This window comes from Dyella sp., assembly GCF_051962475.1.
Taxonomy (GTDB): Bacteria; Pseudomonadota; Gammaproteobacteria; order Xanthomonadales; family Rhodanobacteraceae; genus Dyella_A.
In genome coordinates this window covers 104,203-119,486 of record NZ_JBQCCF010000069.1, presented here as the reverse complement: position 1 = coordinate 119,486, position 15,284 = coordinate 104,203, and the positions used below count along the sequence as shown (strand labels likewise).

Genomic DNA, 15,284 nt, shown 5'->3' with positions numbered 1-15,284 from the left:
CGGCAGCGACTACATGGGGCAGGTGCGACGGCAACTCGAGCCAGTCTCACTTTGCAGCCTTGGCGCTACATCGCGGCCTTCATCAGGCGCGACCTTCTCACTAAAGGAGCAGCTTCATGGAATATCGCTTTCTTGGCACCTCCGGGTTCAAGGTGCCTGCGCTCGGCTTCGGTGCCGGGACTTTTGGCGGCAAGGGGCCGATGTTCAGCGCATGGGGCAGCACCGACGTCGCCGAGGCGACACGGTTGGTGGACATTTGCCTCGATGCGGGTGTGAATCTGTTCGACACGGCGGATGTCTATTCGGAGGGTGCGTCGGAGTCGGTGCTCGGTGCAGCGATCAAGGGTCGACGCCAGCGGGTGATCCTCTCGACCAAACTCAGCCTTCGCGCAGGCGACGGCGCCAATGACATCGGCGCCTCGCGCCATCACCTGGTCGACGCGACCGAGAAGGCGCTGCGACGACTGGGCACCGACTACATCGATATCCTGCAGCTCCACCACTTCGATGCAATGACGCCGGTCGAAAGCGTGATGGCGACGCTGGACGATCTCGTGCGCGCGGGCAAGGTGCGCATGATCGGCGCTTCCAACTTCGCCGGTTGGCAATTGATGAAGTCGCAGGCGATTGCCGACCAACGCGGCTTGACGCGGTTCATCGCCAACCAGACCTATTACTCGCTGATCGGCCGCGATTACGAGTGGGAGCTGATGCCGCTGGGCCTGGACCAGGGCGTCGGTGCCCTGGTCTGGAGCCCGCTCGGCTGGGGCCGCCTGACCGGGCGGATCCGGCGCGGCCAGCCCTGGCCCGAGGGCAGCCGCCTGCACCAGACCGCCGCGTTCGCACCACCCATCGACGAGGAGCGGTTGTACCGCGTGGTCGAGGCGCTCGATGTCGTGGCAGAGGAAACCGGCCGGTCATTGCCGCAGATCGCGATCAACTGGCTGCTGCAGCGCCCCACCGTGTCCAGCGTGCTGATCGGCGCCCGCAACGAGCAGCAACTGCGCCAGAACCTGGGGGCTATCGGCTGGAACCTGACCGCCGCGCAGATGCAGCGACTGGATCGGGCCAGCCAGGTCACGCCGCCGTATCCCTATTACCCCTATTGGAACGGCCAGTTCACCGAACGCAACCCGCCGCCGGTGGCGATCGGTCCTGTCTGATCATCGGCGCTCCTTCAGGGGTTCAGCGTGATCGTGCGCGAGAGCGCGGACACCCCGCGCTCGTCGAACGCCTCCACCGCCACCACGTAGCGCACGCCCTTGCTCAGTGCGCGCAACTGCAGCGTGGTCGGCTGGTCGGCGAAGCGCTGGTAGGTTTCGTGCAGGCGATCGGCGGTGAGGCCCCAGCGCACGTTGTAGCCCACCGCGCCCGGCACCGGCTTCCAGTTGATGGTGGCGTTGCGGGTGTCCTGGTCGCGGGTGGCTGAGAGCAGCTCCGGTGCGGGCGGCGGCGGGCCGTCCTGGTGGCCGAACACGCGCAGGTCGGAAATCGCCAGGTGTCTTGCGCCCACGTGTTTGTGCACGTAGCGCACGTAGCGGATACGTGCCGGCGCATCGAGTTCGACATAGGCGTTGGCGTGGTCGCGCGTCTCATGCGAGAGGTCGGCCAGGGTCTGCCAGTGGCGGCCGTCGGTCGAGCCCTCCAGCATGAACTGGGTGACCAAGTCGGGCGCGTCGCCGTAACGGTCGGAGCGGTCGTCGGCGTAGTTCACCTGGATCGCGTTCACCGTGCGCGGGCCGCCCAGGTCCACGGTAAGCGTCTGCCCGGGCGTGTTGGACGCGGCGCCCCAGAATGTACGTGGATTCTCGTCGGTCACCTGGTCCGGACCGTGGCCGGGAATCTGCGACGAAGCGGTGGTTTGCTTGTGCCAAGACAACAGCATCCAGCCGGTAAACGTGCTCTCGCCGGGCTGGAGCTTGTGGTCGGGCATGCGCTGGGGGAAATCGCCGAAGCGGGTGTCCACCCACATCTGGCCGTCGTCGTGGAAGCCGGCCGGATAGAGATCGATGCGCCGCTCGAAGTTCCAGTTCAGGCCGATCCAGTTGGTGCCGGTGTTCCATACGTTGCCGTAGGCGTCCTCGAAGGTGGAGCCATGGCCGGCGCCCTCGACGAAGCCGCCCGGCTTGTAGCCGACCGGGTTGTACGGCGCGTAGGTAAACGGGCCCAGCGGATGCTCGCCGACATACACGCCAGTGGCGTAGGCGTTGTACTCGGTGCCCGGCGCGGCGTACTGCAGGTAATAGCGGTCGCCGTGGCGGTTCATCCAGGCGCCCTCCATGAAGGGCAGGGTCTTCTCGTCGCGGTGGTCGCGGCCGAAGCGCTCCCAACCGTGTTGGTCCGGGTGCAGCCGCAGCAGGGTGGTCGTCTCACCCACGTAGGCCAGCCGCTTGCCTTCGCCTTGCGCCCCGTCCCCCAGCTTGAGATCGATCTGCTGGCCGTACATCGGGTAGACGTTGGACGAGCCCCAGTACATGTACACCTTGCCGTCGTTGTCCTGGAACAGGCCCGGGTCCCAAGGCCCCGGCGGCAACTGGCCCTGCTTGATCTTGTACTCGGTGGAGGACGTCACCGCGTTCGGCAACGGCGGCATCAATCGGGTCCAGAACTTCCAGTGGCCGTGTGCGGGATCGGTGGAATAGAGCAGTGGCTCCTGGTCGGTGGTGGAGCGCAGCAGGAACAGCTTGCCGTCGGCAACGAGCGTGGCCGGCGCAACTTCGCTGTCGAACGGCCACTTGTCAGGTGAGACGAAATCCCAATGCACCAGGTCGGTGGAGTGCCAGTAGCCGTCGGCCAGGGTCTGGAACAGGTAGTACGCACCGCCGTAGCGCACCACCGCGGGATCCGCGCCGGTGCGGTAGGAGATGCCCTGGTTCATCTGCTCGAAGTTGTAGCGGTAGTCCACGTCCATCGGGTTGGCCCAGGTCCGCGCCTGTGGATTTACCGCCGCGCTGGCGACCTGGGTGGCGAGCGCGGCGGCGAGCGCCAGGGCGAGACGGAGACGTGGATGAAAGCGTGCTGACATGGCATGGGTCCGGAGATGGCCTGACGGACGTTCCGTGCCCGGGCGTGGCGTGGCTTCGATGGCGGCGACGTTGCTCCTGCTCGTCGCCAGCGGATCGCCGTCGGCAGCCCGGCGGCTGCCACGGAGAAAGGGCTGCCGCTTCAGTAGATCCAGGCGGCCTCGCCCTTGGGCGCGTGCTTCTGCATGAAGCGGGTCATGGTGTCGTAGAGCACTTCGCCGGGCGGGCCCCAGCAGTGCGGCGCCATCGGCTGATAGGTGATGGAGCCCTGGAAGCTCGGGTTGGTCGCCGCCTTCAGAAACGCGTCCATCGCGCGCACGCCCATATTGAGGTTGTAGGTGTCCGCATCGCCCACGTAGATGTGCAGCTTGTCGGTCACCAGCGGGCCCAGCGTGGCCCAGTTCTTCTCAAGCATGTAGCGCAGGTCGAAGTGCTGCTTCCAGTACTCGGCCACAGCGTGATCGATGGCGCCGCTGCGCTTGTCCCAGATGCGCTGCGGATAGCCGTCCGCGCCGATCGGCCCCCAGGCCGCTTCCCAGATGTCCCACTGGCCGCCCGAGCGCGAGTGGTCGCCCACCGCCAGCTCGTAGTGGTTCTCGTCCTTCATCATCGCGTCGACGTTGCCGTCGGGCTGGCGCGTGTCCACACGCTCGACTTTCACCCAGCCTTTGTCGACGGTGTAGGCGTTGGCGTCGTCGTATATGTTCACCACCTGGTGGTGGCGGAAGTCCAGCGAGTCCGGACACATCGCGAAGCTGCCGCCGTAGTAGCGCGGGTGGAACAACTGCTGCGCGACCGCGATCCAGCCACCGGTGGAGCCGCCGGTGAGGATGCGCGCCCACGGTTGCTCGATGGTGCGGAAGCGCTTGGCAATCTCCGGGTAGAGCTCCTGGTGGATGGCGTCGTCGAATGGGCCCTGGTTGGGCGAATTCACCGCGTAGGAGTCGTCGTAGTACGGCGAGGGATGCTGCAACGTCACTAGGATCACCCGCGGCTTCTTCGCGCTATCCAGCCAGAACGCGCTCAGCTTCGATTTCTCGTTCTCGAAGCCGAACGGCGCGTCGGTGGAAAAGTGCCCCTGGTCGTAGACCACCGGGTAGCGCACGTTGGGGTGCTGCTCGTAGCCCTCGGGTAGCAGCACGGTGGCGCCCAGGTAGATCGGGTGGCCCCAGAACTTCGTCAGCAGTTTGCTCTGGATGCGGAAGCGCTTGACGTACTCGCTGTCCCTCGGAAACGGGATCGGCGCGATCACCTGATCGGCGACCAGCCGGATCGGCGTGGCCGCGGCCGGGTCGTAGTGCACCTTCACCGGCTTGCCGTAGAGGTTGCCCGGCGAATGCTTCCAGTCCTGGCCTTCCCACTGGTCCATGTGCATCCACAGCGTGTGGCCGTCGGCGCGCTTGAACTCGGTGTAGACGTTGACGAAAGGCTGCATCCAGTAGTCGCCGGCGGGTAGGTCACGCAAGCTGGCCAGCGGCGCACCGTAATCGTTTACATCGATAGCCGCGAACTGGCCGGCCTTGAGGCCGGTCACGTCGTGCCCGAACAACGGCACGCCAGTGATGTCGGTCTGTTCGATCGGCGGCTTCGCACCGTCGCGGCTCACCGCCACGTAGACGCGGCCCGTAATCGGCTGCGCGTGTGCCGCCGCAGCAAAGCTCACCTCGATGCGCGGCGACGTGGCCCCTGCATCGTTGGCGTGCAGGTGGAGGGGCGCAGCGGCCAGGGGGGCGGCGGCGAGCGTCAGAAGCAGGCGATGGGCGGGAGTCATCCCCCGATGCTAGCGGTCACCGCCCTGCGGCCGCCACTGTCGCGGCAATGCGGCGCTCAGAGCGTCTGGTCGGCCGGCTCGGATACGGGTTCGGGCTCGTTGTGCAGCCGCTGGCGCCGGCGCAGGGTGGGGAACATCGCCATCCACAGCCCCACTACCAGCAGCGTGCCGACGCCGCCAATCAAGGTGGCCGGCACGGCGCCGACCCACGCGGCGAGCAGGCCGGACTCGAACTCGCCGAGCTGGTTGGAGGTGTTGATGAAGATTGCGTTGACCGCGCTCACCCGGCCGCGCATGTCGTCCGGCGTGTCCAGCTGCACCAGCGCGCCGCGGATCACCATGCTGACCATGTCGAACGCACCCAGCGCAAACAGTGCGGCCATCGACAGCCACAGCGTGGTCGACAGCGCGAACACCAGCGTGGCCACGCCGAAGCCCGCCACCGAGGCGAACATCGTCATGCCCACGCGCCGCTGCATGGTGTGGCGCGCCAGCCACAGCGACATCAACAGCGCGCCCACCGCCGGCGCCGCGCGCAGCAGGCCCAGGCCCCAGGGGCCGGTGTGCAGGATGTCCTTGGCGAAGATCGGCAGCAGCGCGGTGGCGCCGCCGAGCAACACGGCAAACAGGTCCAGCGAGATCACGCCCAGCACGTCCGGCCGCTGGCGGATGAAGTGCACGCCGGCGAACACCGTCTTCAGCGTGGCCGGTTCGCGCCGCGGCGGCGCGCTCTCGTAGCGCAGCTTCGCCATCAGCACCACCGAGGCCAGGTAGAGCGCGCCGGCGATCACGTACACCACGCCCGGACCGGCCACGTAGAGAAAGCCGCCCAGCGCCGGCCCCATGATCATCGCCGCCTGGCCGGCCGAGGCGTTCACCGCCATCGCGCGGGGCAGGATCGGCGCGGGCACCAGCGCCGGCAGCATCGACTGCATCGCCGGAAACTCGAACGCCTTGGCTACGCCGATCACGAACACCAGCGCGAGGATGCCGGCCTCGTGGATGTCATGCATCAGGGTGAGCGCGGCCAGCAGCGCGATCGCCACCCACTCCACCACCTGCCCCAGCAGCACGATGCGGCGGCGCTCGAACTGATCGGCCACGTGGCCCGCCGGCAGCGCCAGCAGCACCGAAGGGATGAACTGCGCCAGGCCGATCAGGCCCAGGTCGAGCGCGCGGCCGGTGATCGCGTAGATCTGCCAGCCCACGGCCACCGAGAGCATCTGGAAACCGAAACTCGAGGCGATGCGGGCAAACCAGAAGGCGACGAAGGCGCGATGCCGGAACAACGCGTCGGTGGGAGCGGTGGGGGAGGGGCGCATCGTGGGTCCTTGCGTGGATCGCGATTATCGAATCCCCACCGCGCCCGGCCAAGCGGTCCGTGCACGGTCGGACGATGTTGCGATCGGTCGACGGCTGCGCCGACGGTTGCGCCGTGCGCGGGCCTCGTTCCACTCTAGGCGCCCGTTTCCTGCCGTGGATGTTCGCCATGTTGCCTGTGCCTACCCGTTCCCTGGCCCTGATGCTCGGCCTTGCGCTGCTCGCGACCGGCTGTTCGCAGAACGGCGGCGGCTCGTCGTCCAGCGCGGGCAAGCCGGCGGGGCAGGCCGCCGCCAGCGATGCGGCCGCGGCGCAGGATCTGGATACCTACCGCCAGCTGGTGCGCATCCACAACGACGAGATGGCCACCACCTTCGGCCAGAAGATTGTGCACGACTACCCCGGCAGCGCCGCGGCGAAGGAGGTGCAGGAGAGCCTGCCGCAGATCAGCAAGCGCTATCACGAGAATGCCGAGAAGAATCGCCTGGCCGGCCTTTGGCTGTACCAGGTGGCGCCGATGGCCGGCGGCACTCAGTCCACCGCGGTGATCTACAACAGCCAGCCGGTCGATGCGGACAAGGTGCGCATGGTGCTGCGCCGGCACACGCAGTGGGGCCAGAACGCCTTCCTGTTCGGCAGCGGCAAGGGTTTTGTCTGCAAGGCCACCTGCACGCTGCCGGCGGTAGTGGACGGCAAGGCGATGGGCATCAAGGCGTTCGCGCCGCCCAGCGGCGAGCCGGCGTTGATGATCAGCGACGACAAGGCGTTCATCGCGCTCTTGAAGAAGGCGCAGAAGATCAGCCTCACCGTGACCCCCAAGGACAGCGGGCGCAGCGAGGAACTGGTGTACGAGGTGGGCGGTTTCGACCCGGCGAAGTGGTTGCCGCTGCCCAAGACGAAAAAATAGCGCGCAGGCGTGTCCCGGCGCGTCACTGGCGAGAGGAGAGCGAGCATGGTCCTGCAACGTGTGATCGGATGCCTCACCCTGGCGGCGGCGCTGGTCGGCTGCGCGAGCTGGCCCAGTGCCGAGCGCGAGGCGCAGCGACGCGCAGATTACGAGGCCGCCGCCGGCCCCAGTCAGCGCAGCTTCCGTTTCTTCGGCAATCTGTGGTCGTGGGAGCCGTTGGGGAAAGATCTGCTGGTGGTCTACACCCGCCCCAACGAGGCCTGGCTGCTCACCACGGGCGGCTGCATCAACCTCGAATACACCAATGCGATCGGGCTGACCTCGAACCTGCACGAGGTGAGCGTGGGCTTCGACAAGGTGCTTACAGGGCGGCGCGATTTCCCCTGCACCATCACCGGCATCCGCCCGGTGAACGTCAAGCAGCTCAAGGCCAGCCAGGCCGAGCGGCGCACGATCGAGGAAAAACCGCGCGAAGCCACGCCCGCCGCGGACGGCTGAGCAGCAGCGGCGTGGGGCTCAGTGCAGGAACAGCTTCTCGGCGATCCTCGCCAGCGGCTTTTCCAGTGCGTTCTGCACGCGCATCGGCAGGTCCAGCGGCTTGAGCAGCATTTTCACCGTCATCTCGGCCGGAATGTTCCGCCGCAGCAGGCCCTGCGCGCGGTTGCTGATCTGGCGGAACTGCGTGTCGCTGCCGTCGGGGTAGCACTGGTTGAAGACGTGGCGCAGGGCGATGTCGCTGTCCTCGCTCTTGATCTCGTTGACCCGGCGTAGGATCGCGCGCAGCACCTTGGTGCGACCGAAGCCTTCGCGCTCCCGGTAGAGCCGGTAGTGCTGGTAGAAGTGCTTGTAGTGGCGCACTTCGTCGCTCTTGATGTGGTTGGTGAGCTGCTTGAGCACCGGCTCGTCGGTGATGTCGTTGAGCGCGCGGTAGAGGCTGGCGGTACCGGTCTCCACCACGCAGCGCGCGGCCAGCTCCAGGCCGCGTGAAGGCTCCAGTTGTTCGGCGGTGCACACCGCGCCGTACTCGTCCCAGAACGCCTTGAAGCCGGCCTCCCAGTCGAACTCCGGCCACACCGTGCGCACGTAGGTGGCCAGCGCGCGGCCGTGCTGCAGCTCCTCATGCTCCCAGTGCTGGCTGAGCCAGGTCTGCAGTGCCTCGTCACCGGCGAAGTGGTTCACCAGGTTGTGCGTGTACAGGTCCGAGCCGCTCTCGACAAAGGACGAGCTGCACAGCAGGAAGAACAGATCCTCGTTGTGACGGATGCGCGCCTTGTCGATGCGCGAAAAGTCGATGCTTTCCAGCGTCCAGGGCAGCGTGTGGCTGTCGTAGCTCAACGGGTGGGTTCCTTGTCGCAAAGGCGTGCGCGCGCCGTAGCGCGCGCGAGGTGACAAATCAATGACACAAGCATACGGCGTTGGCCGCGCATTGGAATTAACCGCGGCCGACCCCACACCCTTCGGTTGCCCCGGCTGCGCCACCGTGGCGTGCCGTTTCCCATCGATGGAGCTTCCATGATTCCCACTTTCAGCTATGCCGCCCCCGCTGCCCGCGCTCCGCTGGCGCCGTACCGCTTCGAACGCCGCGAGCCGCGCGACACCGACGTGGTGATCGAGATCCTCTACTGCGGCGTGTGCCACTCCGACCTGCACACCGTGCGCGACGAGTGGGGCACCGGTGAATATCCGATCGTGCCCGGCCACGAGATCGTCGGCCGCGTTCTGCGCACCGGCAAGGCGGTGACCAAGTTCAAGCAGGGCGACCTGGCCGGCGTCGGCTGCATGGTCGATTCCTGCCGCGAATGCGCCAGTTGCCGGGACGACCTGGAGCAGTTCTGCCTCAAGGGTGCCACCTTCACCTACGCCGGCAAGGATCGTGTCGACGGTACGCCCACGCAGGGCGGCTACTCCACCCACATCGTGGTGGACGAGGCGTTCGTGCTACGCGTGTCCGACAAGCTCGACCTCGCCGCCGTCGCACCGCTGCTGTGCGCCGGCATCACTACGTATTCCCCGCTCAAGCACTGGAAGGTCGGCAAGGGTTCCAAGGTCGGCGTGATCGGTCTGGGCGGTCTGGGCCACATGGCGTTGAAGTTCGCCCACGCGTTCGGTGCCCAGGTGGTGCAATTCACCACCTCGCCCTCCAAGCGCGAGGATGCGCTGCGGCTGGGTGCCGACGAGGTGGTGCTGTCGAACGATCCGGAGCAGATGAAGCAGCACGCCGGCAGCTTCGACTTCATCCTCGACACCGTCTCGGCGCCGCACGATCTCAATGTCTACCTGCAGATGCTCAAGCGTGACGGCACCATGACCCTGGTCGGTGTGCCCGATGCGCCGCCCACGGTGGCGGCCGGTTCGCTGATCTTCGGCCGCCGCGCGTTGGCCGGTTCGCTGATCGGCGGCATCGCCGAGACGCAGGAGATGCTGGATTTCTGCGCCGAGCACGGCATCGTGTCGGACATCGAGCAGATCCGCATGCAGGACATCAACGAGGCCTACGAGCGCATGCTCAAGAGCGACGTGAAGTACCGCTTCGTGATCGACATGGCCTCGCTGCGCGACGCCGCCTAAACCTTGCAGGAAACGGCGGTGGTGCCTAGCGCACCACCGTCACCGGCACGTGGGCGCGCGCCAACACGTCGCCGGACACCGAGCCCAGCAGGAAGCGCGCCAGCGCCCCGCGCTCGGTATGGCCGATCACGATGTGGTCGCAGCCATGTTGCTCGAGCTGGTTGATCAGCACGTCGCCCGGGCTGCCGTGGGTCAGCTCCACATCCACCAGCGCCTCGGCGTCCGGTTCCAGCGCCTTGAGCTCTTCCAGCAGTTCGCGCGCCCGCGCGGTGCCGGAGTCGGCCATCATCAACGCACAGGCGTCGGCCCCGGCCTCGGTCACCTGCAGCACGGACACTACGCGGACCCGACCGTGATTGAGGCGCGCCAACGCCATGGCCAGCTCGAAGCCGCGCCGGGACGTGTCCGAACCGTCATAACCGACCAGTGAATACTTGAACATCGGGCACCTCCGCGGCCTGCGTGATCTGCAGAGCGATCATGCCACGCAGGCCGCGAATGCAATGGCGCCCGACCCGGGGCATTGTCAGTCGTCGACCCAGTGGCAGCGGCGCTCGATGTGAGTGCCGGCGTTCTTTTCCTGGTGGTGCTCCTGCACCTTCTTGCCGGCGTAGCCGCCAGCGACGGCGCCACCGATGGTGGCGAGCGTCTTGCCCTTGCCGCCGCCGACCTGATGGCCGAGCAGGCCGCCAGCGACGGCGCCGACCGCCGTGCCGGCGATCTGGTGCCGGTCCTTGGCGGGGGCGTCAGCTACGCGTACGTCTTCACACACCTGGTGCCGGCCGCGATGCTGGGCGTGCACATCGGGCACCCCGGCCGCGAGCGTGAGGGCGGCGAGGGCAGGGAGCAGGAATCGACGGGACATGATGGCCTCCGGGAGTGGGTGGGAACACGCCAGTAGTGTCCGGCCGGTGCCGTGAGTTCGTAGTGCACCGAACGTCATCAGGCCGTGTCCGCGCCGCGTCGCCGGACGACCGCATGCGCGCGCGGCACGATCGGCCGCCCACCCACTTTGGCCACCGATTGGGTGAGCTCGGCGCCCAGCAGCAGGATCAGGGCGGAGTAGTAGACCCACACCAGCAGGACGACCACGCCGCCGGCCGACCCGTAGGCCCCGCCCACGTTGCTGCGGGAGAGGTACAGACCGATCGCAAACTTGCCCGCGGCGAACAGCACCGCCGTCAGCGCGGCGCCGACCACGGCGTCCGTCCAGGCGATGGTGGCATCGGGCAGCACCTTGAAGATCGCCGCGAAGACTGCGGTGAACACGCTGAGGCTGATCAGCGCCTCCAGCACCTGCCAGGCCAGCGTGTCGCCGCGCACGAACACCGCAATCAACGCGCTGGCGGCGAACGAAACCACCATCAGGAACGCCAGCGACAGCAGTAGGCCCAGCGCCAGCATGCGGGCGCGCAGCCAGTCCAGTACCGCACCACCCGGCCGCGGGGCGAGATTCCACACGCGGTTGATCGCGCCCTGCAGCTGGGCGAATACCGCCGACGCACCGACCAGCGTGACGCCCAGCCCGAACAGCCCGGCCCAGCTGCCCACACCGGGACGCTCGCGGGCGTTGTCCAGCACCAGGGTGACCGCGTCGGCGGCGCGCGGCCCCAGCAGGTGCTGCAGCGAGACGACGAGTTGCTGCTGCCAGGCCGGCTCCAGCGACGTCACTACCCATAGCAGCAGGACCAGCAGTGGTGCGAAGGAAAGCGCCGAATAGAACGCCAGCGCCGCCGCCCGCGTCGACAGTTCGTCGTGCGCAAAGCCCTGGGCCGTGCGCTGCACTATTGCCAAACCCTTGCGCAGGGCGGGATGCATTGGCGAGATCGGGACGTCGGGATCTGGCACGGGGGTCTCCGTTTGGGAGGGACGCCACGATGATGGCTGCGCCGCGGCCCGAATGTGAACGGTTGGCCGACGACTGCGCTCCGCGGATGCCCTACCTGCGCGCACTCACTGAATCCTCGCCCGCGGTGCACGAAGTCCTCACGCGGCCGTGCCGATGCTGCGCCCCACCACTCGGGACCCTGGCCGGGCCGCGGTCGGTCTCGAGGCTCCCGGTTCAACCCGGCATAGAACGTTCATCCACAAGGAGTTCACCATGATCAAGCGCAATCACGCTCTCGCCGCCCTTCTGCTGGCTACGGCCGGCGCGATGGGCGCCACGGGTGCCCAGGCCGCCGAGGCCACCGTCAAGTGCGACCTGACGTACAACCTGTCGGGCTGGTCGATCCTCTACAAGCATGCCGAGGGCAACGGCATGGTCACCTGCGACAACGGCCAGTCGGCTCGCGTGAAGATCGCGGTGGTCGGCGGTGGTCTCACCGCCGGCAAGTACCACATCGACAACGGCAAGGGCGAGATCAGCAAGGTGCACGGCATCGACGAGGTGTTCGGCGACTACGCCCAGGCCGGCGCCGAGGCCGGCGTGGTCAAGAGCGGTACGGCTCAGGTGCTGACCAAGGGCACCACCTCGCTGGCGCTTGCCGGCACGGGTGAGGGCGTGAATCTCGGCATCTCTGTGGGCAAGTTCACCATCAGCCGCCAGTAAGTCCGGCTCCGCCGGCACGTGTCGGCGGAGCCTGCTTTTGCCAAGGGCGCCTTCGGGCGCCCTTGTGCATGGGCAGCGCTACACTTCGCCGTTCCGCCACCGATACGGAGCTGCCTCGATGCGTCGCCTCTTGCTGTTGCTAGCGATTGCGCTGCTGTGCGGGACCACGATCACCGCGCGCGCCGCCACCCCGCAGCCCGGCGCCACCGCGCCCGCTTTCCGCCTGCAGGACCAGAACGGCCACTGGCGCACCCCGGCCGATTACCGCGGGCACTGGCTGGTGGTGTACTTCTATCCGAAGGACTTCACCCCCGGCTGTACTACCGAGGTATGCGCTTTTCGCGATGACGTCGCCAAGCTGCGCAAGGCCGGTGCCGAGGTGATCGGCGTGAGCCTGGACGACATGGCGTCGCACGCGAAATTCGCGCAGAAGTACCGCGTTCCGTTCCCCCTGCTCGCCGACAGCGCGCATCAGATGTCCACCGCCTACGGCGTGCTCTCGTCCACGGTCGGCTTTCATTACGCGCGCCGCACCACGTTCCTGATCGATCCGCAGGGCACGGTGGCGAAGGTTTATGAGGATGTCGATCCGGAGAAGAACTCTGCCCAGGTGCTGCGCGACCTCGCGTCGCTGAAGGCGGGGGGCTGACCGTGGCAAACGACAACGCAGCGACGTATCCGCGATTCGCGTGGTGGCGCCTCGGCCTGTGGGTGATCTTGTTGCTTGCCGCCTTCGGCGCCATGCAGTACGGCGTGCACGGCCAGCGCGTGTGGTCGGTGCTGGGGAGCGCGACGCTCGACGACGAGGGACGCGCCGCACTGCACGCCATGCTGGGCTGGGATGCGGCGTACTTCATCGCGGCGGCGGCGCTGGTGGTGTTCTGCGCCGCCGGCATCCTACGCCAGGGTTGGGCGCGGCCGGTGTTGCGGGTGGCGCTCGTCCTGCTTGCGCTCGGCCTGCTGCTGAGCGGCGTGCTGTTGTATCGCCATTGGCTGGACTGGAGCGGCCAGGCGCACGGCATGGCTGACGCCGCGGCGCTGGTGGCGCAGGAGGCGCGTCGCGTGCATCTCTCGCTCGCCTTCGACGTAATCGGCATCGTGGTGTTGAGCTGGCTCGTGTGGCGACTGGGCCAGCCGTCGGTGCGCGCGCAGTTTCGTCGCCGGTGCTGAGCTGCGCTCGCGACCACTGTCCACGAAGATGTTGGCCTGATGAGGCGACGGTCGTTACGCAGCATGATGTTGCGTGATCGGTTTGTGTTTCTTCGGTACGGACCGGGGACTGTCTTTGCTCAACGCGCCTGGTGATGCCTGAGCGCTAAGCCCTGTCTGGTCCTGATGACGGGGGCGCGGTGTGCGCATAGACTGCAGGTCCACCAAGGGGAGGGCTGGGGCAATGCACTTCAATCGTCTGTCGTACGTTCTTTCGGGGCTGATGTTGTGCGGCGTGGCGGTCAGCTCGCCTGCGGTTGCCGCCAGCGCTCAGGAGGTAGCCCGGCAGGCCGAAGCCAGCATGGTGGTGGTCGGCACGCTGACGGTGGCACCGAACGGGTCGGTGTCGGGCTACCAGTTGGACAACCCGGAGAATCTACCCGCTGCGGTGAGCAACCTGCTGCAGCAGGCCATTCCAACGTGGCAGTTCGACCCTATGGTTCGCGACGGCAAGCCGGTGAACGTCAGGTCGCGCATGAGCCTGCGTGTCGTGCTGCATCCGTTGGGCGACAAACGCTACCGGCTGTACCTGGCCGGCGCTTACTTCAGCGCAGACAACAAGCCCTTGAAGAGTGACGCCCCCCGGCGCACGCAGCCGCGCTATCCGATGCAAGCCATCCGGGACAGAGTCTCCGGCACCGTTTACCTAGCGCTGAAGATTGACGCACAGGGGCATGTCATGGATGCGATGGTTGAGCAGGTGAATCTGCGCATCGCGGGCGACGATCACCAAATGGAGCGCTATCGACGTTTGCTGGCGGACCCCGCGCTTGAGGCGGCCCGTAGCTGGGTGTTCGATCCGCGGATGTTTGCCGGGGCGGGAGACCATTACGCCATGGTTCCCGTCAGTTACGTGCTGAATGTCGGCCCGGGTGCGGGTGCACACGCGATGCCCGGCAGCCCCGGACACTGGGACCTGTATGTCCCAGGGCCGCGCTATGCGGTGCCGTGGTTGAATACTGCTGCCATGGTCGCGGGGAGCGGCGACGCCTTGCCTGACGACGGCGTTTACTTGCTCAACGCCAGCAGCCCGCATTTGAGGTCGAAGCTGAGCGGTTCGTGATATTCGCCCTGGCGCGGCCTGGTTCAGTCGGCGTTGACTCCCGAGCCGGTATCGGTAGGCATCTTTGTCGACCGATACCGGCTCCATGCGCATCCTTGTCCCGATCCTGATCACGGCGCTGGCAATCTGTCAGCCGGCCACCGCCCAGCAGCTCGCCACCCGTTGCCAGGCCAGCAGCAGCTTCGATGTCACGGTGCAGCCGGACCGCCTGATCTTCGATCGCGCCGCGCCTGCGCCGCAGCGGCTGGTGCTCCGCGACGGTCAACTTCAGGCCGATGGCGTGCCGGTGCCTCTGAACGCCGAGGACGAGGACCGTCTGTCGCTGTTCGAGCGGGAGTTGCGGGCGCTGGTGCCGAAGGTGCGTGCGGTGGGCAAGCGCGGCGTGGATCTCGCCGTTCAGGCCCTGCGCGAGGAGGCGGCCGGCATGGCGCTCAGCGCGGCCTCGCGTGCCGAACTCGATCAGCGCCTCACCGCCGACGCCGCGCAGCTGCACCAGCGCATCGACAGCAGTCGCAGCACGCACGACTGGCAGGGTGACGCGGCGCAGGCGCTGGGTAACCAGATCGCCGGCGACCTTGCGCCCATCGTTGCCGGTGACTTGGGCCAGCAGGCGCTGCAGGCCGCGATGAGCGGGGATCTGCAGACCGCGGCGCGCCTGCGCGACCAGGCCTCCGACCTCGCCACCGCGCTGCGGCCGCGGCTGGAACGACGCATGCAGGCGCTGGCGCCCCAGGTGGATACGCTATGCCCGTCGATCCGCCGCCTCGCCGAGCTGCAGCAAGGCGTGCGTGACGGCGCCGGGCGGCCGTTGAACCTGCTCACCGTGGGCGGGCACTGACTCGCGCGAAAGCGAACCGTAGCTAAAGCCCGCC

General features: G+C 67.3%; 16 protein-coding genes. 9 read left to right on the top strand and 7 right to left on the bottom strand.

The genetic code is table 11. The annotated features are described in order from the left end of the window. Positions 1–116 precede the first annotated feature (116 nt). A complete protein-coding gene (locus ACTHJF_RS15765; protein WP_440267944.1) occupies positions 117–1,163 on the top strand; it encodes an aldo/keto reductase in 1,047 nt (348 codons plus the stop codon). Between the two features lie 14 nt (positions 1,164–1,177). Here ACTHJF_RS15765 and ACTHJF_RS15760 read toward each other — a convergent pair whose 3' ends face one another. The 3 genes from ACTHJF_RS15760 to ACTHJF_RS15750 all read right to left on the bottom strand — a co-directional run bounded on the left by ACTHJF_RS15760 (position 1,178) and on the right by ACTHJF_RS15750 (position 6,116). Beyond that, positions 1,178–3,025, bottom strand: a complete 1,848-nt coding sequence (locus ACTHJF_RS15760) for a family 43 glycosylhydrolase (RefSeq protein WP_440267943.1) — start codon at positions 3,023–3,025, stop codon at positions 1,178–1,180. A gap of 140 nt (positions 3,026–3,165) precedes the next feature. Continuing rightward, positions 3,166–4,794, bottom strand: coding sequence for an alpha/beta hydrolase-fold protein (locus tag ACTHJF_RS15755; protein ID WP_440267942.1), 1,629 nt, complete (start codon positions 4,792–4,794; stop codon positions 3,166–3,168). Between the two features lie 56 nt (positions 4,795–4,850). Continuing rightward, on the bottom strand, positions 4,851–6,116 hold the full coding sequence (locus tag ACTHJF_RS15750) for an MFS transporter (protein ID WP_440267941.1): 1,266 nt from the start codon (positions 6,114–6,116) through the stop codon (positions 4,851–4,853). Between the two features lie 167 nt (positions 6,117–6,283). On the opposite strand from ACTHJF_RS15750, the gene ACTHJF_RS15745 reads away from it, so the two are divergent. Both ACTHJF_RS15745 and ACTHJF_RS15740 read left to right on the top strand, forming a co-directional pair. After that, positions 6,284–7,021, top strand: a complete 738-nt coding sequence (locus tag ACTHJF_RS15745; protein ID WP_440267940.1) for a hypothetical protein — start codon at positions 6,284–6,286, stop codon at positions 7,019–7,021. Positions 7,022–7,066: 45 nt separating this feature from the next. Continuing rightward, a complete protein-coding gene (locus ACTHJF_RS15740) occupies positions 7,067–7,519 on the top strand; it encodes a DUF6491 family protein (protein WP_440267939.1) in 453 nt (150 codons plus the stop codon). 18 nt (positions 7,520–7,537) lie between these two features. On the opposite strand, the gene ACTHJF_RS15735 is transcribed toward ACTHJF_RS15740, so the two are convergent. After that, positions 7,538–8,356 carry a ferritin-like domain-containing protein gene (locus ACTHJF_RS15735; protein ID WP_440267938.1) on the bottom strand — a complete coding sequence of 273 codons (819 nt, stop codon included), beginning with the start codon at positions 8,354–8,356 and terminating at the stop codon, positions 7,538–7,540. Positions 8,357–8,533: 177 nt separating this feature from the next. On the opposite strand from ACTHJF_RS15735, the gene ACTHJF_RS15730 reads away from it, so the two are divergent. Further along, complete coding sequence (locus ACTHJF_RS15730) at positions 8,534–9,589, top strand: NAD(P)-dependent alcohol dehydrogenase (RefSeq protein WP_440267937.1); 1,056 nt, start codon at positions 8,534–8,536, stop codon at positions 9,587–9,589. A gap of 25 nt (positions 9,590–9,614) precedes the next feature. On the opposite strand, the gene ACTHJF_RS15725 is transcribed toward ACTHJF_RS15730, so the two are convergent. The 3 genes from ACTHJF_RS15725 to ACTHJF_RS15715 all read right to left on the bottom strand — a co-directional run bounded on the left by ACTHJF_RS15725 (position 9,615) and on the right by ACTHJF_RS15715 (position 11,437). Next, positions 9,615–10,031, bottom strand: coding sequence for a universal stress protein (locus ACTHJF_RS15725; RefSeq protein ID WP_431634545.1), 417 nt, complete (start codon positions 10,029–10,031; stop codon positions 9,615–9,617). Positions 10,032–10,115: 84 nt separating this feature from the next. After that, positions 10,116–10,454: a glycine zipper 2TM domain-containing protein gene (locus tag ACTHJF_RS15720; protein WP_440267936.1), complete on the bottom strand. Its 339-nt coding sequence runs from the start codon at positions 10,452–10,454 to the stop codon at positions 10,116–10,118. A gap of 77 nt (positions 10,455–10,531) precedes the next feature. Beyond that, positions 10,532–11,437, bottom strand: coding sequence for a YihY/virulence factor BrkB family protein (locus ACTHJF_RS15715; RefSeq protein WP_440267935.1), 906 nt, complete (start codon positions 11,435–11,437; stop codon positions 10,532–10,534). A gap of 253 nt (positions 11,438–11,690) precedes the next feature. Between ACTHJF_RS15715 and ACTHJF_RS15710 the strand changes: the two genes are divergently transcribed. From ACTHJF_RS15710 to ACTHJF_RS15690, 5 genes are all read left to right on the top strand, one after another. Beyond that, a complete protein-coding gene (locus ACTHJF_RS15710; RefSeq protein WP_440267934.1) occupies positions 11,691–12,140 on the top strand; it encodes a hypothetical protein in 450 nt (149 codons plus the stop codon). 118 nt (positions 12,141–12,258) lie between these two features. Next, on the top strand, positions 12,259–12,789 hold the full coding sequence (locus ACTHJF_RS15705) for a peroxiredoxin (protein ID WP_440267933.1): 531 nt from the start codon (positions 12,259–12,261) through the stop codon (positions 12,787–12,789). A gap of 2 nt (positions 12,790–12,791) precedes the next feature. Next, positions 12,792–13,310, top strand: a complete 519-nt coding sequence (locus ACTHJF_RS15700) for a hypothetical protein (RefSeq protein ID WP_440267932.1) — start codon at positions 12,792–12,794, stop codon at positions 13,308–13,310. A 223-nt stretch (positions 13,311–13,533) separates the two neighbouring features. Then, positions 13,534–14,412, top strand: a complete 879-nt coding sequence (locus ACTHJF_RS15695; protein ID WP_440267931.1) for an energy transducer TonB — start codon at positions 13,534–13,536, stop codon at positions 14,410–14,412. An 85-nt stretch (positions 14,413–14,497) separates the two neighbouring features. Continuing rightward, complete coding sequence (locus ACTHJF_RS15690; protein ID WP_440267930.1) at positions 14,498–15,250, top strand: DUF2884 family protein; 753 nt, start codon at positions 14,498–14,500, stop codon at positions 15,248–15,250. The last annotated feature ends 34 nt before the right edge of the window (positions 15,251–15,284 follow it).